The 21,692-nt window shown below is 40.3% G+C and carries 20 protein-coding genes; 11 read left to right on the top strand and 9 right to left on the bottom strand.

Annotation, left to right across the window (positions count from 1 at the left end):
* The first annotated feature begins 458 nt into the window (after positions 1-458).
* The 5 genes from WA352_RS17330 to WA352_RS17310 all read left to right on the top strand — a co-directional run bounded on the left by WA352_RS17330 (position 459) and on the right by WA352_RS17310 (position 6,595).
* Positions 459-1,046: a 5-formyltetrahydrofolate cyclo-ligase gene (locus tag WA352_RS17330; protein WP_005202345.1), complete on the top strand. Its 588-nt coding sequence runs from the start codon at positions 459-461 to the stop codon at positions 1,044-1,046.
* A gap of 144 nt (positions 1,047-1,190) precedes the next feature.
* Positions 1,191-3,620, top strand: coding sequence for an endopeptidase La (gene lon / locus WA352_RS17325; protein WP_005202342.1), 2,430 nt, complete (start codon positions 1,191-1,193; stop codon positions 3,618-3,620).
* A gap of 323 nt (positions 3,621-3,943) precedes the next feature.
* Complete coding sequence (gene rlmH / locus WA352_RS17320) at positions 3,944-4,423, top strand: 23S rRNA (pseudouridine(1915)-N(3))-methyltransferase RlmH (protein WP_004801239.1); 480 nt, start codon at positions 3,944-3,946, stop codon at positions 4,421-4,423.
* Between the two features lie 100 nt (positions 4,424-4,523).
* Entirely contained in the window at positions 4,524-5,297 is a 774-nt protein-coding gene (locus WA352_RS17315) for a DODA-type extradiol aromatic ring-opening family dioxygenase (RefSeq protein WP_005202340.1), read from the top strand.
* A 191-nt stretch (positions 5,298-5,488) separates the two neighbouring features.
* A complete protein-coding gene (locus tag WA352_RS17310) occupies positions 5,489-6,595 on the top strand; it encodes an META and DUF4377 domain-containing protein (protein WP_005202338.1) in 1,107 nt (368 codons plus the stop codon).
* Between the two features lie 90 nt (positions 6,596-6,685).
* Here WA352_RS17310 and gdhA read toward each other — a convergent pair whose 3' ends face one another.
* The gene (gdhA, locus tag WA352_RS17305) at positions 6,686-8,032 is read right to left on the bottom strand and encodes an NADP-specific glutamate dehydrogenase (protein ID WP_005202337.1); all 1,347 of its coding nucleotides are present in this window, start codon (positions 8,030-8,032) and stop codon (positions 6,686-6,688) included.
* Positions 8,033-8,389: 357 nt separating this feature from the next.
* On the opposite strand from gdhA, the gene WA352_RS17300 reads away from it, so the two are divergent.
* Positions 8,390-9,205, top strand: a complete 816-nt coding sequence (locus tag WA352_RS17300; RefSeq protein WP_225761804.1) for an RnfABCDGE type electron transport complex subunit B — start codon at positions 8,390-8,392, stop codon at positions 9,203-9,205.
* Positions 9,206-9,892: an endonuclease III gene (nth, locus tag WA352_RS17295; RefSeq protein WP_005202335.1), complete on the top strand. Its 687-nt coding sequence runs from the start codon at positions 9,206-9,208 to the stop codon at positions 9,890-9,892.
* Here the strand turns inward: nth and WA352_RS17290 are convergent.
* The 4 genes from WA352_RS17290 to WA352_RS17275 all read right to left on the bottom strand — a co-directional run bounded on the left by WA352_RS17290 (position 9,889) and on the right by WA352_RS17275 (position 12,763).
* Positions 9,889-10,071, bottom strand: a complete 183-nt coding sequence (locus WA352_RS17290) for a hypothetical protein (protein ID WP_004801249.1) — start codon at positions 10,069-10,071, stop codon at positions 9,889-9,891. The genes nth and WA352_RS17290 overlap by 4 nt on opposite strands.
* Before the next feature lie 61 nt (positions 10,072-10,132).
* Positions 10,133-10,786 (bottom strand): adenylate kinase, encoded by a 654-nt coding sequence (gene adk, locus WA352_RS17285; RefSeq protein WP_004801251.1) that lies wholly within the window; start codon positions 10,784-10,786, stop codon positions 10,133-10,135.
* A gap of 83 nt (positions 10,787-10,869) precedes the next feature.
* Positions 10,870-12,183 (bottom strand): hypothetical protein, encoded by a 1,314-nt coding sequence (locus WA352_RS17280; RefSeq protein ID WP_005202334.1) that lies wholly within the window; start codon positions 12,181-12,183, stop codon positions 10,870-10,872.
* 61 nt (positions 12,184-12,244) lie between these two features.
* Positions 12,245-12,763, bottom strand: coding sequence for a hypothetical protein (locus WA352_RS17275; RefSeq protein ID WP_004801255.1), 519 nt, complete (start codon positions 12,761-12,763; stop codon positions 12,245-12,247).
* 239 nt (positions 12,764-13,002) lie between these two features.
* Here WA352_RS17275 and mrdA point away from each other — a divergent pair, with 239 nt between their 5' ends.
* Complete coding sequence (gene mrdA / locus WA352_RS17270; protein WP_005202332.1) at positions 13,003-15,042, top strand: penicillin-binding protein 2; 2,040 nt, start codon at positions 13,003-13,005, stop codon at positions 15,040-15,042.
* Positions 15,042-15,590 carry a 16S rRNA (guanine(966)-N(2))-methyltransferase RsmD gene (gene rsmD / locus WA352_RS17265; RefSeq protein WP_005202330.1) on the top strand — a complete coding sequence of 183 codons (549 nt, stop codon included), beginning with the start codon at positions 15,042-15,044 and terminating at the stop codon, positions 15,588-15,590. The genes mrdA and rsmD overlap by 1 nt, the downstream gene beginning before the upstream one ends.
* On the opposite strand, the gene WA352_RS17260 is transcribed toward rsmD, so the two are convergent.
* Positions 15,587-15,991 carry a hypothetical protein gene (locus WA352_RS17260; RefSeq protein ID WP_005202329.1) on the bottom strand — a complete coding sequence of 135 codons (405 nt, stop codon included), beginning with the start codon at positions 15,989-15,991 and terminating at the stop codon, positions 15,587-15,589. The two genes, rsmD and WA352_RS17260, sit on opposite strands and share 4 nt — an antisense overlap.
* A gap of 390 nt (positions 15,992-16,381) precedes the next feature.
* Here WA352_RS17260 and WA352_RS17255 point away from each other — a divergent pair, with 390 nt between their 5' ends.
* The gene (locus WA352_RS17255; protein WP_004801268.1) at positions 16,382-16,732 is read left to right on the top strand and encodes a hypothetical protein; all 351 of its coding nucleotides are present in this window, start codon (positions 16,382-16,384) and stop codon (positions 16,730-16,732) included.
* A gap of 75 nt (positions 16,733-16,807) precedes the next feature.
* On the opposite strand, the gene WA352_RS17250 is transcribed toward WA352_RS17255, so the two are convergent.
* The gene (locus WA352_RS17250) at positions 16,808-17,509 is read right to left on the bottom strand and encodes an IS1 family transposase (protein ID WP_004282341.1); all 702 of its coding nucleotides are present in this window, start codon (positions 17,507-17,509) and stop codon (positions 16,808-16,810) included.
* Between the two features lie 58 nt (positions 17,510-17,567).
* Here WA352_RS17250 and WA352_RS17245 point away from each other — a divergent pair, with 58 nt between their 5' ends.
* Entirely contained in the window at positions 17,568-18,206 is a 639-nt protein-coding gene (locus tag WA352_RS17245; RefSeq protein WP_005202327.1) for a DUF2238 domain-containing protein, read from the top strand.
* Between the two features lie 25 nt (positions 18,207-18,231).
* On the opposite strand, the gene blp2 is transcribed toward WA352_RS17245, so the two are convergent.
* The gene (gene blp2 / locus WA352_RS17240; RefSeq protein ID WP_005202326.1) at positions 18,232-20,379 is read right to left on the bottom strand and encodes an Ig-like repeat protein Blp2; all 2,148 of its coding nucleotides are present in this window, start codon (positions 20,377-20,379) and stop codon (positions 18,232-18,234) included.
* Positions 20,380-20,631: 252 nt separating this feature from the next.
* On the bottom strand, positions 20,632-21,594 hold the full coding sequence (gene sohB, locus WA352_RS17235; RefSeq protein ID WP_005202324.1) for a protease SohB: 963 nt from the start codon (positions 21,592-21,594) through the stop codon (positions 20,632-20,634).
* Between the last annotated feature and the right edge of the window lie 98 nt (positions 21,595-21,692).

Below are 21,692 nucleotides of genomic sequence, written 5' to 3'. Positions count from 1 at the left end.
ATTGATGGTCTAAAAATGCCAATGAGCATTTTTAGTTCGGTGCTAAAAAAAGAGTCGCGGATGCTAATAAAACCAAGGAAATTGGTAAAGTATGAATAAACATTTTTATCTATAAAGTGAGATATATTTCTCATATTCACAAAACAAACAATTGATTAAATATTTGATTAAAATAATAAAAATAATTATTTGTTTCATTTTGTTTTTATTGTGTTTTATTTTATAAAGAACATGAAAAATAGAGTAATTACTCTTTAATGTATTAATAAATAATATTCAATACCTCAAACACCCATTAATTATTGGAATAAATAATTAAAACCATATTTGTTAGAATAAATACAGATTGATATATAAGTTGTTAATTTTACTTAAAAGTATAAAAAGCTTTGATTTTAGAATTCAGACAGTAAATCAGGTATGATTGCCTTTACCTCAAAACAGTTTTTTTAAACCTTATGAGTCAGACATTAAACACATTAAGAAAACAACTCCGTTCAAAAAGAAGACAACTCTCTCATTACGAACAAAAGAAAGCTGAACAACGTGTTTTGGTTCAACTTAGACAATTTACTCGATTTAAATCCGCATCAAAAATTGGACTTTATTTACATGCCTTTGGTGAAGTACATACCGATCAACTGTTAAAGCTTTGTTTTAGGCAAAATAAACAAGTTTATTTGCCCATGATTTGTAATATGAATCAGCATTTAGTTTGGGTAAAAGTGAGCTCGAGACAATATTTAAATAAGAGATTTTCCCATCACCCCCTGGGAATGAAAGAGCCGATGGCAAGTCGTGGCAAACATGTTTCATATTTAGACTTACTCATTATGCCTTTACTGGCTTGTGATCAGTTTGGAACACGTATTGGCATGGGCGGCGGCTATTATGATCGAACCTTGGCATCAGCCAAACATCGTCCTTACCGTCTTGGCCTTGCTCACACATTTCAATATGTTGACACCCCACTATTAAGGCAGAAATGGGACCAACCATTAAATGCCTTACTTTGCCCTAAAAAGTTTTATTATTTCATGCCTTAGCATGCTTTTTTTCTTATTTCCGCAATGAATCTTGAGTAATTTAGTCTTTTTTTTATATTTTCTAATCCTACCCCCTTGTATTTTTTCAAATGCACATCACTATAAAAAACATGGCAACACCGTTGTCACTCATTAGGAGTGCCCATGTCTGAATATATCTTAAACAATGAAACTAGCTTAGAGCCACAGGTTCCAAGTGTATTACCACTATTAGCGTTACGTGATGTTGTGGTGTATCCACACATGCAAATCGCGCTATTCGTGGGTCGTGAAAAATCGATCAATGCAGTGGATGTGGCTCGTAACAGTGACAATTTAGTATTTGTAGTTGCGCAAAAAGATTCGCTCACAGAAGAAATTGATCACGATAATCTCTATCAATATGGAACCGTGGCTAAGATCGTACAAGTAGTCAATCATGAAAATGATGAAAACTGCATTAAAGTACTTATTGAAGGTCTACATCGTTCTAAGTTAGAACGCATTATTGACGGAGAAGAATACTTAACAGCTGAACATCATTTAAGCCCAATGACATTACCTTTGGACGAAGAGACCCAAGAGACTCGCTTAAATGAATTACGTACCCTATTCGCTCAATATGCAGAAGCGAAACTACGTAATGCACGTGAACTCGTTGCAGCAGCAAACAAAATCGAAGACTTATTGCAATTGATGTTCTTCGTTGCAACTCGTGTACCTTTAAATATTGAAGTGAAACAAAAATTTTTAGAGCACGACGAGTTTGAAGATCACTTACAAGAGTTAATGAGCTATTTGATGAATCAATCTGCTGAACAGCAAATTGAGCAAACGCTGCATGACAGTGTAAAACGCCAAATGGAAAAGAACCAACGTGAATACTTTCTAAATGAAAAAATGAAGGTCATTCAACGTGAACTTTCCGATATGAATGGCGGTGCGGAAGATGACGTTGCAGAAATTGAAAAACGTCTTGCGGAAGCAGATTTACCTGAGCACGTACGTAAAAAAGCTGAAGCTGAGTTTCGTAAGCTGAAAGCGATGCAACCTGCTTCAAGCGAAGCTGCTGTTGTTCGCAACTATCTAGAAGTTATTTTAGATACGCCTTGGAATAAAGCCAGCAAGGTCAGTATTAACCTTGCGAAAGCACAGGAAATTCTTGATACAGATCATTACGGCTTAGATGACGTAAAAGATCGTATTGTTGAATACTTGGCAGTTCAGTCTCGTGTTAAAAAACTCAAAGGTCCGATCCTATGTTTGGTTGGTCCTCCAGGTGTTGGTAAGACTTCACTCGGTGAATCAGTTGCAAAAGCAACAGGTCGTGAGTTTGTCCGTATGGCACTCGGTGGTGTACGTGATGAAGCCGAGATTCGTGGTCACCGTCGTACTTATATTGGTGCGATGCCAGGTAAGATCGTGCAGTCATTGACGAAAGTCGGTGTCAAGAACCCATTGTTCTTACTCGATGAAATCGACAAGATGGCACAAGATTACCGTGGTGATCCTGCTTCAGCGTTGCTTGAAGTACTTGATCCATCACAAAACAGCAAGTTCAATGACCATTATTTAGATCTTGACCTTGACCTTTCAGAAGTGATGTTCATCTGTACTGCAAACAGCATGAATATTCCTGAGGCCTTGCTGGATCGTATGGAAGTCATTCGTCTTCCGGGTTATACCGAAGATGAAAAAGTGAATATTGCTGAACGTTACCTTGTTCCAAAAGCGATCAAGAACAATGGTTTACGTGCAAAAGAATTGACTGTTCACGAAGAGGCAATCCGCGACATCGTACAACGTTATACACGTGAAGCGGGTGTTCGTAGTTTAGAGCGTGAAGTGTCTAAAATTGCCCGTAAAGTCGTGAAAGAAGCGGTGAGCAAGAAGTCTAAAAACTTACAGATTGACGTGACTTCAGCCAATCTTCCTGAATACTTAGGTCCACATAAGTTTGACTTCGGTATTGCAGAAGATGAAGCACAAGTGGGTCGTGTTAATGGCTTGGCTTGGACCTCTGTCGGTGGTGAATTACTTACCATTGAAGTTGCAGCAGTCAAAGGTAAAGGTAAATTCATTACTACTGGTTCACTTGGTGATGTAATGAAGGAATCAATTACCGCTGCGATGACTGTAGTACGTACGCGTGCTGATGAATTGGGAATTGAAGCATCACGTTTTGAAGAAACAGATGTGCATGTTCACTTGCCTGAAGGCGCAACGCCAAAAGATGGTCCATCTGCTGGTTTAGCCCTGACCACTGCCCTTGTGTCGGCATTTACAGGTATTCCGATTCGTCCAGATATCGCGATGACAGGTGAAACCAGTTTAGGTGGTCGCGCGATGCGTATTGGTGGCTTAAAAGAGAAACTTCTTGCGGCTCACCGTGGTGGAATCAAACTGGTGTTTATTCCACAAGATAACGTCCGTGATTTGGCTGAAATTCCTGACAATGTCAAAGAAGGATTAGAAATCAAAGCAGTGAAAAGCATTGATGAAATTCTACCTTTAGCACTGACAGATACACCAAAGCCTTTGCCAAAGACACCGATTGTAAAACCAGTCGAAGAAGCAAAAGCAGCACGTCACTAATCAGTAAATGATTGGACATAAAAGAGAGCTTCGGCTCTCTTTTTTTGTTACACAATATGGTTGAAAAATAACCAACATGCGGCATAATAAAATAGAGTCGATAAAAACAAAGGCTAAATTTGACTCATGAACTCATTTTAGCGCCATCCGAACTCCAGACGGATGGCACTTTGATCGCAGCTCATACGCGTTTTGAGCTGCGTTTTTTATGACTATGCTACAACTGCTTTTTGTATTTTTTATGACTAGATAAACCATACTTACCTGCATGTAACAAAGAACAGCGTTTATAATAGGGCTCATTTCCTCAAGCACACACGCCTATGAAAATCCGCATTCTCACCATTGGTCAAAAAATGCCTGCTTGGGTGTTAACTGGATTTGAAGACTATTTCAAACGTATCCAGCCCTTTGTACAAACACAGGTGATTGAGCTTCCAATGGCAAAGCGTGGCAAAAATGACTCTGAGGCAGATATTTTGAAATACTGTCAAATTGAAGGTGAAAGTATTCTAAATGCACTCAAATCCAATGAAACCTTGATTGCTTTAGAAGTAAATGGTCGTGAGCTGAGTACGGAAAAGTTAGCTGATACGATGAAACAATGGATGCTTGAAGGCAATGATATTGCGATTGCAATTGGTGGTCCTGATGGGCATTCCGATGCTGTTCGTAAAGCTGCTGCTTGGCATTGGTCATTGTCAAAACTGACCATGCCGCACCCAATGGTACGTATTCTACTGATTGAGCAACTTTATCGTGCCATGAGTATTAATCATAACCACCCGTACCATCGTGCTTAAAACTGTTCTAATTTTAGAACAACATGTTGAAATTTAAGGGCTATCACTGCAGTACTGAATTTGTCAGGATAATGGTGTATTCCCTTTCAGGTGTTTATTTATGGATCTGCAAACTTTACCCGGATTATTTATTTCTCATGGTTCGCCCATGCTGGCACTTGATCCAGAGCAAGTGGGTCCTGCACTGCATCGTCTGGGCAGTAACTTGCCGAAACCACAGGCCATTGTGGTGATGTCAGCGCACTGGGAAAGCCAAGCCTTAGAAGTCAACACTTCAACACGCCCAGAAACGTGGCATGACTTCCGTGGCTTTCCGCCTGAATTATATGACATTCGTTACCCTGCGGCAGGCGCACCAAAACTGGCAGAAGAAATCCTCTCGCGCTTTGCAACAGCGGGTATTTCTGCACATGCCAATAGTACCCGTCCACGCGATCATGGCGTCTGGATGCCGCTTTTGCACATGTATCCAGATGCAGATATCCCAGTGATTGAGATTTCACTCCCCCTTTATATGAGTGCTGATGACATTTACCATGTTGGAGAAGTACTCTCACCTTTACGAGAGCAACAAATTCTGTTGATCGGTTCAGGTAGTATTACTCACAATCTGGCTGAATTGTCATGGCATGCTGATGCCGATGTACCCGCATGGGCCAGTACTTTCCGTAATACAGTGGTCAGTAAACTCAGTCATCAAGATTACGATGCGGTACTAGATTGGCCATCTTTGCCTTATATTGAGCGTAATCACCCGAGCCTTGAGCACCTTGCGCCACTATTCTTTGCAATGGGTACAGGTCATCGTTTCAATATTGTACATAGCAGCTTCTCGATGGGCTCGTTGGGTATGGATATTTATCGTTTTGATTAAATAACCAACTACATCACATAAAAATAAAATGGGCTTGCTCAAAATAACGGCAAGCCTATAAATCTGCTATATTTTTCCAAAATTTTACAAATAGAAACATTTAACAAACTTAATTGCTAAAAGGATGACATGTTCTCTTTTTAAGAATCCTTTAAGCTTATGTCTGTTATTTATTTATCGTTGTTTTGAATATGAAAATCAAATATTTAGTTCTTGCATTACTTCCGCTTTCTTTAATGGCGTGCCAAACTGTGCAAAATGTAACTGATAATGTAATTTCTCAAATTAATACAACTGCTGCAAAAAACCTAACTGAATATAATTGGACCTACCAAGGTTCTAAAGCATCTAAACCTTTAGTGTTATCTTTTAACGCTGACCAAAAACTTGCAATCCAAACTGGCTGTAACAACCAAGGCGGTACTTGGGCTGTTGAAAACAACAAGATTGTAACGTCCCCGCTTGTATCAACAATGATGGCTTGTGCTGATGATTTAATGCAGCAAGAGCGCTTATCTGCTGACATCTTCAGCGAGAAAAAAGTACCATTTGAAATCAGCACAGTAAATGGTCAAGCAATTTTGACTGTTACTGATGCCAAAGGTCAAAAGCATGTATTTACAGGTGCAAAAGTGGCAAATAGCAACGTATTAACTAACTACACTTGGTCATATCAACCTGCTAATACTAAACGTCCAATCGTATTAAGCTTCTTAGCCAATGATCGCTTATCTGTAGACACAGGTTGCAACCGTTTAAATACATCATGGAAAATTGAAAATGGTTTAATCGCTACAGGTGATGGTGCATCAACCATGATGGCATGTGAACCAGCATTGATGGCGCAAGAAAAATTCGCGGGTGATCTTCTACAAAAACGTCAAATCGCGTTTGAAGTAAATACAGCCAACCCAGAGCAACCAACATTGGTAATCGCGGATGCTAAAGGTCAAAAATATACTTTCGTTGGTAAAATGACCCCAGAAGCAAAATACCAGTCTGAAGGTAAAACAGTTTTCTTAGAAATTTCACCTGAAACTAAATCTTGCACAGGCGTGGCACCACAAACTTGTATGCAAGTTCGTGAAATCAAATATGATGACAAAGGTTTAAAAACTTACGCAGATAAAAACTGGTCATTGTACTACGGTCAAATCGAAGGTTTTGAACACAACCCACAACAACGTGTGATTGTACGTGTTAAACGTTTTGACATTAAAAACCCTGCTGCTGACCAATCAAGCATTGCAGACGTACTCGATATGGTTGTTGAGCAAGAGATTGTGAAAAAACCATAATTTCATTCAGAAATAAAAAAATCCGATGCTTTGTCATCGGATTTTTTATGGGAAGCCCCCTCTTTATTAAAGAGGGATTTCGTACGATTTTTAATAAATACCCTGCGCTAAAATTGCATCAGCAACTTTTACAAAACCTGCAATATTCGCCCCATCAACATAGTTAATTGAGCCATCTTCCTGAGTCCCGTATTTGACACAGTTACGATGGATCTCTTTCATAATCGCATGTAAGCGCTCATCAACCTGTTCAAATGACCAACCCAAGCGATTGGCATTCTGCGACATTTCCAAACCTGAAGTTGCTACCCCACCTGCATTCGATGCTTTACCTGGTGCATACAGGATTTTCGCTGCAATAAATTTTTCAACCGCTTCAAGTGTAGATGGCATATTCGCGCCTTCTGCTACGCAAATCACGCCATTCGACAATAACGTTACTGCATCTTCAGCATTCAGCTCATTTTGTGTTGCACAAGGTAGAGCAATATCGATTGGGATATGCCACGGCGTTTTGCCTTCGAAATATTCAAAACCATGCTTTGATGCAAATTCTGACATCCGACCACGTTGAACATTTTTCAATTCCATCACTTCATCGAGCAAAGCCTTAGTGAAGCCATTCTTTAAATAGACCGTACCATTTGAATCAGACAAAGTCACAACTTTAGCGCCTAAGAACATCGCTTTTTCTGCGGCATATTGCGCCACATTGCCTGAACCTGAAATCGATACGGTTTTATTGGAAAAACTATCGCCACGAGTTTTCAGCATTTCCTCTGCAAAATACACTGTGCCATAGCCTGTTGCTTCAGGGCGAGCCAATGAACCGCCAAATGAAATCCCTTTACCTGTAAATACGCAAGATGTGTCGTTACTTAACTTTTTCATCATGCCTGTCATATAGCCAACTTCTCGACCACCCACCCCAATATCCCCAGCAGGAATATCGGTATTTGAGCCTAGATGACGGTATAGCTCCAGCATCAAAGCTTGGCAGAAGCGCATGATTTCTGCTTCAGATTTACCTTTAGGGTCAAAATCCGAACCGCCTTTACCACCGCCCATTGGCAGAGTAGTTAGCGCATTTTTAAAGGTTTGCTCAAAGCCTAAAAACTTTAAAATGGACAAATTCACAGAAGGATGGAAACGCATTCCCCCTTTGTATGGACCAATTGCAGAGTTGTATTGAACGCGGAAACCACGATTGACATGGGTCTGACCTTGGTCATCCATCCACGATACACGGAATTGAATCGCTCGCTCAGGTTCAACCAGTCTTTCTAGCAAGCCATATTGAGCATATTTCGGATTTTTCTCAATGAATGGCCACAAGCTGGTCATCACTTCTTCGACCGCTTGCAAAAATTCAGGTTGATATGGATCTCTAGCTTTAACATAATCCAGAAAGTCATTTAAGCTATTGTATTTCAACATTCACCCCCGAGCTTGTGATTTATCTTGGTGCTAAAAATGCACCAAAATAGAGTTTCCATCTATTAAATACAGATTACTATTTCATCACAATATTATTTTTAAGCTTAACTATTTTTATTAATTAAAATCATTTACTTATGTTAATAAATATTCATTATTTATATAATAAATGAAGGTCAAAAATGTAGAAAAAGTCACATTCCAACAGGAAAGCAGATTTATCTGAAAACTTAATTGCACTAAAAAACATCAATAAAAGCACTATTTATAAGCACAACCTATTTTCAACGCTACGGATATTTTTCGATTGCTTCGCCGCGATAAATCATTATTTGCTATACTAAGCTCCCTGTTTTTTTGCTTCATCTTCGATACATGTCCCCAACTGCACAACATGCGCTTATTGTCCAAATTGACCAACTGTTACCACAAACACAATGTGGTTTATGCGGGCATCGTGATGGCTGCTTACCTTATGCAAAATCGATTGCAGAGGGTGAGGAAGCCAATAAATGTGTGCCTGGTGGACAACCTGTTGCAGATGCACTGGCAGCCTTGTTAGAACGCCCGCAACTCAAAGCTGAACCCAGCGTTTGGGATATTCAACTGGATGGTCGACCACAACGGATCAAAGCTGTGATTCGTGAAGATGAATGTATTGGCTGTACCAAATGTATTAGTGCCTGCCCTGTCGATGCGATTATTGGTAGTGGAAAATTAATGCACAGTATTTTGACTGACCTGTGTACGGGTTGTGAGTTATGCATTCCACCTTGTCCAGTCGACTGCATTGATCTGGTTGAAGATACCCAACCTTTACCCACCACAACGCAACGTACGGCTGAACAGGATGATTTAAGACATCGTTATTACGCGCATATCCAACGTGAAGAAAAACGTCGCTTGAGCCGTAAAGGGCCAATTGTACGTGCTGAAATTGATGTGGAGTTTTTCGCCCAATTTTCTCAGGCGCTCAATAATGTCCCCGTGATAACCTTGGCGGATAAGCCGAAAGAAAACACCACACTCGATGCGAAAACAACAATCGAACTTGCAAAAGTACGCACCCAGATTAAAAAACTTGAAAAACAACTCAGTGTTCGTGCTGATGAATCAAAGCAAGCCCAATTAATTGCTTTACAACAACGTCTAACTGAGTTGCAGGAGGTCTAAATGTCCGTAAAAAATATGACTAAAAAGCAGATCCAGACCTTTTTTGAACGTTTACGTGAACAGAGACCACATCCTCAGACCGAGCTGAACTATTCCTCTCCTTTTGAGCTACTGATTGCAGTATTGCTGTCTGCTCAAGCAACTGATGTCAGCGTCAACAAAGCCACGGATAAACTCTATCCTGATGCCAATACCGCTCAAGCCATTTTAGACCTCGGAATTGATGGTTTAAAATCATATATCAAGACCATTGGCTTATATAATTCTAAAGCTGAAAACGTGATTAAAACCTGCCGAATTTTGGTGGATCAATATCAAGGTCAAATTCCAGAAACACGTAAAGAATTGGAAGCCCTCCCCGGTGTAGGACGTAAAACGGCGAACGTGGTACTGAATACTGCTTTTGGTCAGCCGACCATGGCCGTTGATACGCACATTTTTCGTGTCGGTAACCGCACTGGTTTAGCTGTTGGAAAAAATGTTTTAGAAGTAGAAGATCGCTTGATTAAAGTAATTCCGAAAGAATTTATTATTGATGCCCATCACTGGCTGATCTTACATGGTCGTTATTGCTGTATCGCACGTAAACCGAAATGTGGTGAATGTATCGTTGCAGATGTCTGTAACTGGCCAGATCGGTTTGAATTTGGTGCAAGCAAACCAATCGCAATAAAAAACCTCAGTTAATCCTGAGGTTTTTTTTGCTGTTGCAGTTTTGGATGTAATTGGCGAGCTTTACCATTTTTTCTATTTTCCAAGGCTTGTTGCTGTTGCACATGACGCAGCATTTTCTGACTTTGGTACAAAAGAAATAACAGTAAAACGATGCTGAAAATGACCACTAAAATCAAAACAACTTTTAGCATGAGCTTCCTCCAAATAAAAAGAGCTCTGTATTCAGAGCTCTTTTAAAATCTGCAACTTAAATTATTTATCTAAGATTGCAAATAAATCAGCTTGAACGTTTTCGATGGCACGTAAACCATCTAGCTTGTCATAAGTTGGTGCATTTTCACCAGAAGCAGCACGACCTTGATAGAAACCAACCAATTGCTCAGTTTCGCTATGGTAAGACCCAAGACGCTTACGAATCGTTTCTTCTTGGTCATCTGGGCGTTGCACTAGGTCTTCACCTGTTTCATCATCTTTACCTTCCACTTTTGGTGGATTGTAAACAATGTGATAAACACGACCCGATGCAGGGTGCTGACGACGACCAGAAAGACGTTGCACGATTTCTTCGTCAGGTACAGCAATCTCAATCACGTGATCAATGCTAATTCCAGCTGTTTCTAATGCTTCAGCTTGTGGAATTGTGCGCGGGAAACCGTCAAAGATACAACCATTTTCACAGTCAGGCTGAGCAATACGTTCTTTAACCAAGCCAATAATCAGTTCATCAGAGACTAAACCGCCTGATTCCATGACGCTTTTCGCTTTTAAGCCAAGTTCAGTACCTTCACGAATTGCAGCACGGAGCATATCACCGGTTGAAATTTGTGGGATATTGTAGCGCTTACAGATCAACTGAGCTTGAGTACCTTTGCCTGCCCCAGGTGGTCCGAGTAAAATAATGCGCATAAAAGAACATCCTCATTTAAAAACAATAAATCTTAAATTGAGCAATATCATACAGACTTATCACTCAACCAACATCAAATTAATTATAAGAAAGCAACAAATAAGTGAATTAAACCAGCAAAGAAACCAGTCACCCCACCGAGTACAATTAAGATCCACTCATCTTCTTGGAACGCAGGACGCAATAAGTTTTGGAACTCTTTCGGTGTTAGTTCACGGATGCGGTCTCTAAACATTTGAAAGATCTTCTGCGCACGACTTGCATTCAAAGCTGGGTCACATACTGGTCCCATGGTAATTTCAATTGAGCGATCAATCAAGTCGGTCTTGAGTCTAGCATATTCTCTTGGCCCTAATGAAAGCTGCAATGAGGTTCTGACCAGTGGAGTTTCCATAATTTCATTGATATGACGCTTGACAATACGACGAGTTTTGTCTTTTCTACTACCATACATCATTTCAGTCATGATGGACTTTAAGGTAATTAAATCTTCAGTCACTACACTGGCAAATACATCGGAAACCTCTTCCTGACGCTTCATAAATGCGCCTTGAACGTTGTAAGTACCAATCTTTAACACAGGCACAATCCAAGGAAATTTGCGGTCTTTGGTCAGACGAAAAATCTGCGGATAACGAATATAGTGTGGTTCAATCGGATTGAAGACCATCCAGATCGCAATCCAGTTGGTTAAAAAGCCCCAGATTGCTGCCCAAAACGGAACCGTCCAGTGCCATGGCACTACAAACCAAACGATCATTTGGAATATACCAAAGAACATCCCTATTAATGCACTGATATGCCAAATAAAATTAATTTCTTTCTGACCCACTTTCAGGAACATGCGTACCATTAAACGGCGGTCACCTTCCATTTGGCTCACCACCATTTCACGCATGTCCACCAGTGACTCAACGTTCATGGTCAGCTCAGTCACAAGTTCCCTAAGTGTCGTGGGTAACTGTTTATGTGCTTGCGCGTAGATACGACGCTTAATCGAATAAGGTAGGTTTTCCCAAAGTACAGCATTACGATCAATCATCACTTCATCAATCAGATGCTCAAGCTCAAACCCTACCTGCTCACCGATGATCATCGCCATATCTTCTGGATCCATTGCTTCTAAAAACTCTCGCAATGAACCCAATTTAGATAGCGTGTTATCAGTGATGATGCCTGAAATACGTCCAGCTTTACGTGGCACAATTCCTTGCCAACCGACAGGTAATGGTCCTAAATGGAAGCCCCAAAAGTTGATTGGGTAAAATACCATTTTCAATGCCATCCATACGTGTGCCCATGTTACAAAGGCGGTCACAGGGATGATACTCAAGACTGCCAGATGGTCAGGTCGATTTAGGAAAATCTGCCACAATTCATTGACGTAATCAAACATGCATGACTCTCTGAATTATTGATACATGATGGCCTATAAAAGGATGAACGTTAATTTCCTCTTACAAACCAAAACTTAAGGTATAAGAAAACTGAAGGACAGGTTCTGATTTTTTCACAGTATTGCCATTCCCATCTTCTATTTTTTCGCGTACTCCTGCGCCTACACTGAATGTGCTGATACGCTCACTATTCAACCAGACATAAGCAAGATCGGCACCAACACCCAAGTTGCCCTTTTGTTTACCCCCATAGTTCTTACTGTCTAAATGTCCTGCATAGACACCAAGGTAATAACCATTTTTATCGGTACCAGTTAAGTAGTACGGGTAACGGAATCCAATTTGTCCACCGGGTTCATTGTCATCATTTAAAAATGCACCCGCTTTGGCGTAGGCAATCCCATACGGATTTACCCATTCAAGGTTGGCATGTAATAATTTCTTAGTAAAACCTGCACCTACATTCCACGTTGAAACGTTTGCATCTTTTAATTTAGGCTCAGGCTTAAACGGATTTTCGTCAGCATGGGCAAAACCAGTAAGTGTTAAAACCGATAATAAAAGGCAAATTTTTCTCATTATTTTCTCCATTTTCCCTAAGAGTGTATTGGAAAATCCTATTTCAAACTGTTTGTGACTTTAACAGAATTATTTTGCTTCTAATATACAAGACCATACAATTTTAATGTCTGCAAAGTCAAAAGCTGTCGCAGCATCATTTGCATGATTTGTTGAAAATTCTACAGTATGATCATGCAACTTACGTTAAAATGCGTAGCCTTTGTATTCTCTCCATCTTGTAATTAAGTCGACACCCTATGAAACAGCACTTTCCTTTAAAAAATATGCAACAAGAAAAGCGCATTTATAAGGGTCGAATCTTTTTTGCAATCTTTGTCGTGGCGATTTTTCTACTTTTATTGATCTGTCGTTATGCATATTTACAGATCGTTCATTACGATGATTTTACAACGGCATCAGATAAGAACCGTATTCGCTTACAGCCATTAGCACCCGCTCGTGGCTACATCTACGATCGTAACGGCGTGCTATTAGCAGATAACTATCCAGTTTTCACTGCAACACTGAGTCGTGCCGATGTCAGCGATATTGATGACACCATTACCCGTCTCATTCCAATTCTGGGCTTGACCCAAGATGATGTTGACCGCTTTAAAAGCCGTGTCAAAACTGCACGTAAAACTGAACGCCTTGCGATCAAATTGAATTTGACTGAAACCGATATTGCCAAATTCAGTGAAGTGAAATATGCCTTTCCTGGGGTCAAAATTGAAACCCAAATGACCCGCTACTATCCACATGGTGAATTGTTTGCGCATGTGATTGGTTATGTGGGGCGTATCAATGATAAAGAACTCAAGTCTATTGATAAGGATTTATATGCGGGTACCAACCTGATTGGTAAAATTGGGGTCGAAAAAAGCTATGAAGACCTGTTGCATGGTATTCCTGGCTATGAATCTGTTGAAGCCGATGCACACGGCAATGTACTACGTAATTTAGGTCGCCAAAATCCAGCGCGTGGTAATGATCTGTATTTATCACTTGATTACGGTTTACAAACTATTGCCGCAAAACAATTGGCAGATCGCCGTGGTGCAATTGTAGCCATGGACCCACGTACAGGTGAAATCCTCGCATTGGTCTCCAGCCCAAGTTTTAATCCAAACCTCTTCGTGACAGGAATTAGTTCCAAAGACTATAGTGGACTGCGTGACAACCTCGATCAACCGCTTTATAACCGTGCGGTTCAGGGGGCATATCCACCAGGTTCAACCATTAAACCAATGTTTGGTTTAGGTGGTATTCATTATGGTCTCGTCGATTGGAGCACTGCAATTTCCGATCCAGGTTATTTCTCATTGCCTGGTGACAGTCACCGCTTCCGTGACCATAAAAAAACGGGTCATGGTTCAGTGAACATGCATAAAGCTCAAATTGTGTCCTGCGATACCTATTTCTATGTCCTGTCCTATCGCATGGGCATTGAGAAAATGAATGACTGGATGCGCCAATTTGGCTTTGGTGAAAAAACTGGAGTTGATTTACCAAGTGAAAGCACAGGTCTCTACCCGAGTCCTGAATGGAAAATGCGAACGCGTAAATCCAAATGGCTAAAAGGTGAAACCATTTCAGTCAGTATCGGGCAAGGGGCATTTACCTCTACACCTTTACAACTTGCTATGGCAACTGCGATCACAGCCAATAAAGGTTCACATGTCACACCACATGTACTCAGAGAAACCAAAGGTGCCAAAAAATTTAGTGTCCATAACGCGCCTGATGGCAAAATTAATTTCAATGGTACAGAACAAGATTGGATCAACATGCATGATGCAATGGTGGATGTGATTCAATCTGGTACAGGTCGTGGTATTAAAGGTGGTTTGCAATATTCAATCGCAGGTAAAACAGGGACAGCCCAAGTCAAGAGTATTGCTCAAGGTAAACGTTATAACGAAGCAGCACTTTCATCTCGACAATGGGACCATGGCTTATTCGTTGGTTTTGCGCCTGCCGATAATCCTGAAATTGCCATTGCCGTGGTTTGGGAAAATGGTAAACATGGCGGTTCAGCTGCCCAACTAGCACGTCCAATCTTTGACTATTGGCTGGTGACACGTAAAAAGAATCCACTTCGTCCAGCTAGCCATCAAGTCAGTGGAGGCTTAATGACTGCGGGAATTAAACCAGGTGAACTACCAAGCAGCAGTGTTGCAACCACGGCAACACAGAATGGCCAAGCAGCATCTACACCCGTCGCTTCATCCGCTCCAGCTTCTACACCTGTTGCACCAGCAACAGGTGCTCAACCTACGGATGGAGTGACTGAATAATGAAAAATCAATTACGTATCATCGGTGGTAACTGGAAACGCCGTACTTTACCCTTTGCCAGTATTGATGGTTTACGTCCAACACCAGATCGTGTCCGTGAAACACTATTCAACTGGTTGATGTGGGATATTCAAAACGCACAGGTTTTAGACTTGTGCAGTGGCTCTGGTGCATTAGGTTTCGAAGCGCTTTCTCGTGGAGCTGCAAAAGTCGTAATGATTGAACCGAATCCAACACAAGCCAAAGTCTTAAAAGACAATATTCAACTGCTAAAAGCGGAAAATTGCCAACTGCATGTTGCAACGGCACAGCAAGCTTTAAAAAAATTAAACGCAAGTTTTGATGTGGTGTTTCTTGATCCGCCCTATAGTCTAGATTTATGGCAAGAGTTAGCTGAGCTGGCTAACCCAATGATTGCAAACCATGCTTATATTTATGTAGAAGCAGATCGAGATTTAGCTCAACTCACCCTACCGCCTACTTGGCAGAAAATAAAAGAAACCAAAGCAGGTATGGTCAGAGCCGGTTTATATCAAAAAGTCAGTTAAAAAATCCGTAACCAGAAAAATCGAATCAATTGCCCTCGGTCAAAGGGAAAACTGGAAAGATATTCATAGCCAATTCGATTGGTCTGGTTCAACTGATACATCATGCCATAACCGACTGAAATCGAAAAATCATCCAGTGACAGGCTAGTGGTATCGCCTGTCAACATCTTATGGTTAAACTGATTGGTTTGATAAGCCGTATAGTTATAGACACGCCAACGTTCATTTTGAAAAAATTGGTTATGCAAAACTGAATATGCTGTTTTCATTTCAGGATAAGCAGCATCAAACATATGTTCTGTATCTTCGCTCGGCTCTGCAAAAAAATCATAATCATCCGCATAAGCTCCAGCAGAGAGACCAATCAAAAAACAGAATAAAAAAGGGTGCTTAATGTACATAACAAGATGTGTTGATGACTTTCCTATTTAGCATACCGCTAAAAATCATTTTTTATCAATCAATTGAATGTTTTTATCTACTATTTACAAACTGCTGTTTAAAATAACCACTCCATACGGCGACCATCTGGAATTATATGGGGACTCCCCCTTCAAAGCTCGTTTCCTTGATTACCTGCAGCGCTATAAATTATAGGGTACACAGGCATCAACAATCACACAGCCGCGCTTTTCTTATTTTCATTTTACATCCAGTCTATTTAACTTTTGTACAATTAGATATGCAGAGTAAAAAAATATTAATTTTTATCGTGTTAGACATAAATAATTAATTTATAAAATTCACCTTATATACAATAATAGCACCTTTAAAATTCTACTCTATCGATCATGAAGCTTTTGTACTTGCTCATTGCCACCGTGAGCTTAACCGGTTGTATCTTTGGGAAATCAAGCGAAGTAAAACGCGCTGAAAAAGTCCTACAGAGTTTTCAATGTAACAATATTGAATCCAATGAGTTAGCAACTTCTTCTATTTCAAATTTTTATCAACAATCACTGGCGGCGAATAAAGACAAAGCAGCATCTTATATTGAACAATATAAGAATGGTGAAGATCTCTTTGACATTCCGCTCGATGAAGTTGTACAACAAAAATATCAATTATATAAGCAAGCATGTCAGGCACTCGGTGGCGTCTCTACAGCCAAAGGAACAATTGCAGTAAAGGCCACTGAGTAACAGCAATAAAACTTGCCTGACTGTATTTAGGATACAGTATGATCGAACGGTGGTGTTTCAAAAAGTATGCTGGCATTAAACGAATCCATTATTGATATAAAAGAACACTAAATCAAAGGCTTTGAAATGATTTTCAAGCTTTTTGGAGAAGTTGCAGCTTCTCCTAAAGCCTCGCCTGATTCGATGCCGTAATCGACAATTATTGCCTTCTATACCCACAGTGAAAAATTTACCAATCAACTGTTTGCATTCTTTAAAGGTCGTAACAAAGCTATCCCAATGGTCACTTGATATACATGTATAGCTTACACCTAACTGCTTCAATTTTAATTTAAGTCGTTTTGCCGTGGCTAAATCTCGGTTACCCCATACATAAGCAACAATTTCACCTGTTTCTCGATGATAGGCATAAATTAGCCATTGTTTATTTTGCTTATGACCAACAAAAGTCCAAAACTCATCTACTTCAAGGGTTTCATAATGACTTTGCTGTGCTCGAAGTTGATATTTTGATTGGCTAAGTGTCCGTAGAACTTTACCGATACTTACTCTTTCAATTTCTGCTATATCCCTGACACCACTGCCTCGCACCATGAGGTGTAATATTTTGGTTTTGATACCTGAGTGACAGCCTTGATAACTGAGAGCATGATCACCAATAAATTGACGTCTGCATATTTTACATTGGTAATTTTGCTTACCATCTACTTTTGTGCCATTTTTCTTTATACTGTCACTTAGGCAGGCTGGACACTTGATTTCTAGAGTTATTCGCATTTCTCTATTTTATCAAAATCCAACCTGCTTTTTTTCAGCATACTTTTTGAAACACCACCTGATCGAACAACAACTGAGTTTAAAACATTATATTGCACTGGCGATTGTGCTTCTGGTGGTTGCAATTGCAAGTATTCAACCGCTTGAGTTTGAGGCTTATCTACTACACCAAGCGGGTACCGTGTTGATGCTCATCGCCCTCATCGTCACGATGAAAAAGATTGGCATCAGTTTTTATAGTTTTTGCCTCTATCTGGGCTTTCTTTTGATCCATATCTTAGGGGCACACTACCTCTACTCTTATGTGCCTTATAATGAATGGATTGAAAGCCTTTTTCACTTTGACTTAAATCAAACCATGGGTTGGTCACGTAATATGTATGATCGACTGGTGCATTTTGCTTACGGTCTATTACTCTATCCTTTTTTCTATCGCTGTTTTCAAGTCTGGTTACCAACTGCCAAACCTTTGACCCTATTTCTGCTGGTTATCCAGTTTGTCATGGCATCGAGCATGTTTTATGAACTGATCGAATGGTGGATCGCCATTGGTTTATCACCTGAAGATGCTGAAAACTATAATGGCCAACAAGGCGACGTGTGGGATGCCCACAAAGATATGTTCCTTGCAACCATCGGAGCACTGCTAATCGGTATTATTCAACTGCTCAAACAAAAAACGCCTATTCAAAAATAGGCGCTATTCTCAATATGAATACCAATTAAATAATAGAATGTTGCAATACCGTAAGCTGGTCTAAAGGATCGGCTTTAATGGTCTGAGCATAATCCAGATTTGTTAAATCAGCGTTTGCTGAATGACTGATTGTAGGAGATGAGTTTTGCCCTGTAAGCAATTGGTTCAAAACCTCATCCAACTGATTTGATGTTGGTTCTGGAGAAGATAATAAGCTGCTTAAGCCCAATTTTTCAGTGTTGGTCGATTCAGAAACAGGTTCAGCTTGCTGGGTTTGCAAGGCTTCCAAATCAACCGTATCTGCCAAAGATGCTTTCGCTACAGCAGGTGCAAGCACATTAAAACTAAATGCATCACTCGTCTCACTAATATTCCCTGCTGCATCAGTCAGGGTTAAGGTGATTTTATGCGCCCCTACACTCAAATCCTGCTTAACTTCAAAACTCCATCTGCCATTATCCCCGACTGTTACCGTACCAATCGGTTGACCATTGTCATAAATCGTCAGGACGGCTTTTGCTTCGCCCACACCTGCCAAAGTCGGTTTGCTATCATCGGTATCACCTCCCGCAGCGATCGCCCCTTTTACTGCACCGACATCATCCATGACCGTTTGCAAAATAGGTTTATTGGGCGCAATGGTATCTTTTGTCCCGACCACATCGGAAGCTTCGGAACGGTTCCCTGCAGCATCAATGATATAGACTTTACCTACATTTTTATCGGTTAAAGCTGATGAAAGTGTAATGCTAAATTTTCCATCCGCACCAACAGTACCTGAACCATACAGCGTTTTCCCATCTGCACTTCTAATTTCAATTTTACTATTTGCTTCCGCTGTCCCTACCACCGAATCACCTGCTGCATTGATTTCAGCAACCGCTTTATCTGGCGCAATAGTGTCCTTTCCAGCAGTAATCTCAAGTGGCTTGGACTGGTTGCCAGCAGCATCTTCTACAATGATGGTTGCCTTTTTATCTGTGGCTAATGCGGGTGAAAGTGTAATCTGAAATTTACCCTGCGCATCTGTGACTCCACTGCCAATGATTTTTCCATCCGCATCTTTGATCTGTACCTTGCTATTCGCCTCTGCTCGACCTTGAATTGAGGAACCTTCCTTATTTACATCCACAAAAGGTTGATCAGGAGGCAAAGTATCTTTTCCGGCAATCACTTTAGAAGGTGTCGATTTGTTTCCTGCAGCATCTTCGGCAACCACTGTTCCGCCTTTGTCACTGGTTAATACAGGTGAAACTTTTATCGAATACAGTCCTTCTTTATTCGCAATCACGGTACCTAATAGTTTTCCATCAGCATCATAAATCGAGACTTTTGCATTGGCTTCTGCCTTGCCAGTAACAATTGTGCCATCTGCATTAAGTTGTGCTGTCGGCGCATCTGGTGCAATGGTATCTTTATTTCCCGTCACGACAGCTGCTTTAGAGGCATTGCCAGAACTATCGATCGCGGTCACGCTGACCTTGCCACCATTCACCAAAGGCTGATCCAGCTTAATCGTGTAATTTCCTTCGGCATCGGCTTGAGTCGTAGCAATCACTTTCCCCGCAGCATCCTTAATTTCGATTTTGGCCTTAGCTTCGGTTTTACCCGTAATGGTTTGTGTATCTGTACCCAAATTCGCTGTCGGTGTCCCTGGTGGTGTTATATCAATCGGTTGGTTACTACTTTTATTTTTATCGTCATCATCATCTTTTACTGCCCATAAATACACACCTTCTGCGACTAAAGCAGCCAAACCCACTTTCCATAATTGGGATTTACTAATCGCAGAATCATGATCAACATTTTGAGGCTGAGAAACTGGTGTAGTAACTGCATCAGTATATGCAAATTGGGTCAATGAGGTCGCTGGGGCATAACGAACAAATTTACCCGAATCATCAAACTCTGCGACCGCATAAGTACCATCCACTTTTGCGAGTGCTAGGCTGTGTTCGGTTAGATTTTCATTACTATAAAAACCACTAACAACAATCTTTTCACCATTTTTTAGTGTAATGACAAGATCATTACCTTGCTTGATAATTGATTTAATATCTGCTTGATTTACACCAATCTGTACGATCGAAGGCTGGTCTAAAACCACACTTTTTAGTTGTGCATCTTGTAGGATATTCGAGTTTTTCTTTGAAAAAACAACAACTCTTGTGATTATTATGCTCACTTATCAATTATATTTTTAAATAATTCTTCGATTAATGAATAATTAAGTAATTCATCTTGCAAATAAAATATCAAATGATTGATATGACTACAATCTCTTCGATCAGAAGTTTTGTCATGTTTGTTTAATTCACCAAATATTCAAATCTAGCCAAGTATTTTCATAGAAATCAGCAGTAAGGCACATAAAAAAACCAGCCCTATAGACTGGTTTTTCAAGATCATTTTACAGTTCCAATCATTAAAATTTTGGATCACGCATTTGTACCAATGTGCTATTTGCCTTTGCCAGACTATCGGTAATTTTACTGAGCACAGTCGGAATTAAACTCTCAGCCATTTGTGCAGCTTGCAAACCTAATTTCTCACCAAAAGTTGGACGTTTACGGGTATTAATCACATAAATATCATGCTTTGGTAATAGACTTAATAAATACTCATCTGAAGTTTGCAACTTATCTACCAAGTTCAGTTCACGGGCATCCTCACCATACCAGTGCTCGCCTGTTGCCACTTTTGTAATATCCAGTTGAGGACGATATTTCTCAACAAAATGTTTAAATAAAGAATGGGTTTGCTGCAATTCTTCTTCAAACTTCGCCTTACCTTCTGGTGTATTTTCACCAAACATAGTCACGGTACGCTTGTATTCACCTGCGGTATATAATTCAAAATCAACATTATGTTGTTTTAACAAACGATTGAAGTTTGGCACTTGTGCGACCACACCAATCGAACCAACCACAGCAAACGGCGCAGAGATAATTTCGCTGGCAATACATGCCATCATATAACCACCACTGGCTGCAACCTTATCTACACAGATGGTGACGTGAAAGCCTGCATCACGTAAACGCACCAATTGAGCTGCTGCAAGACCATAGCCATGCACCATTCCACCAGGACTTTCCAAGCGAACAACAACACGGTCATGCCCTGCTTTGGCAGTCGCTAAAATCAGGGTAATTTCTTCACGAATAGTATCTACGGCAGAAGCTTGGACATCCCCTTTAAAGTCGAGGACATAGATTTTTTGATCATTCTTTTTGCGGATCTTGGCTTCTTTGGAAAGTTGTTGAACAAGTTGTAATAACTCCAAACGAGATGCTGTCGTTTGCGCAATTCTTTTTCTTTGTTCATTCACACGCGCATTTAAATGACTAATACGAATTTCAGCAGGAAACTTAGGTAAATGGAATAACATGAAGTATGTGCTCTATAAGTTCGGCGTTATTGTTCTAAGATGTGGTCTGCTCAATAAAAATTCAATAGCGATTTTGCAAAATAGATTCATTTTCATTT

Origin of the sequence: Acinetobacter sp. 102, assembly GCF_037028485.1 — a bacterium.
Taxonomy (GTDB): Bacteria; Pseudomonadota; Gammaproteobacteria; order Pseudomonadales; family Moraxellaceae; genus Acinetobacter; species Acinetobacter higginsii.
Note: the sequence above shows the minus strand (reverse complement) of the source record. Positions and strands in the feature narration are given on the sequence as shown.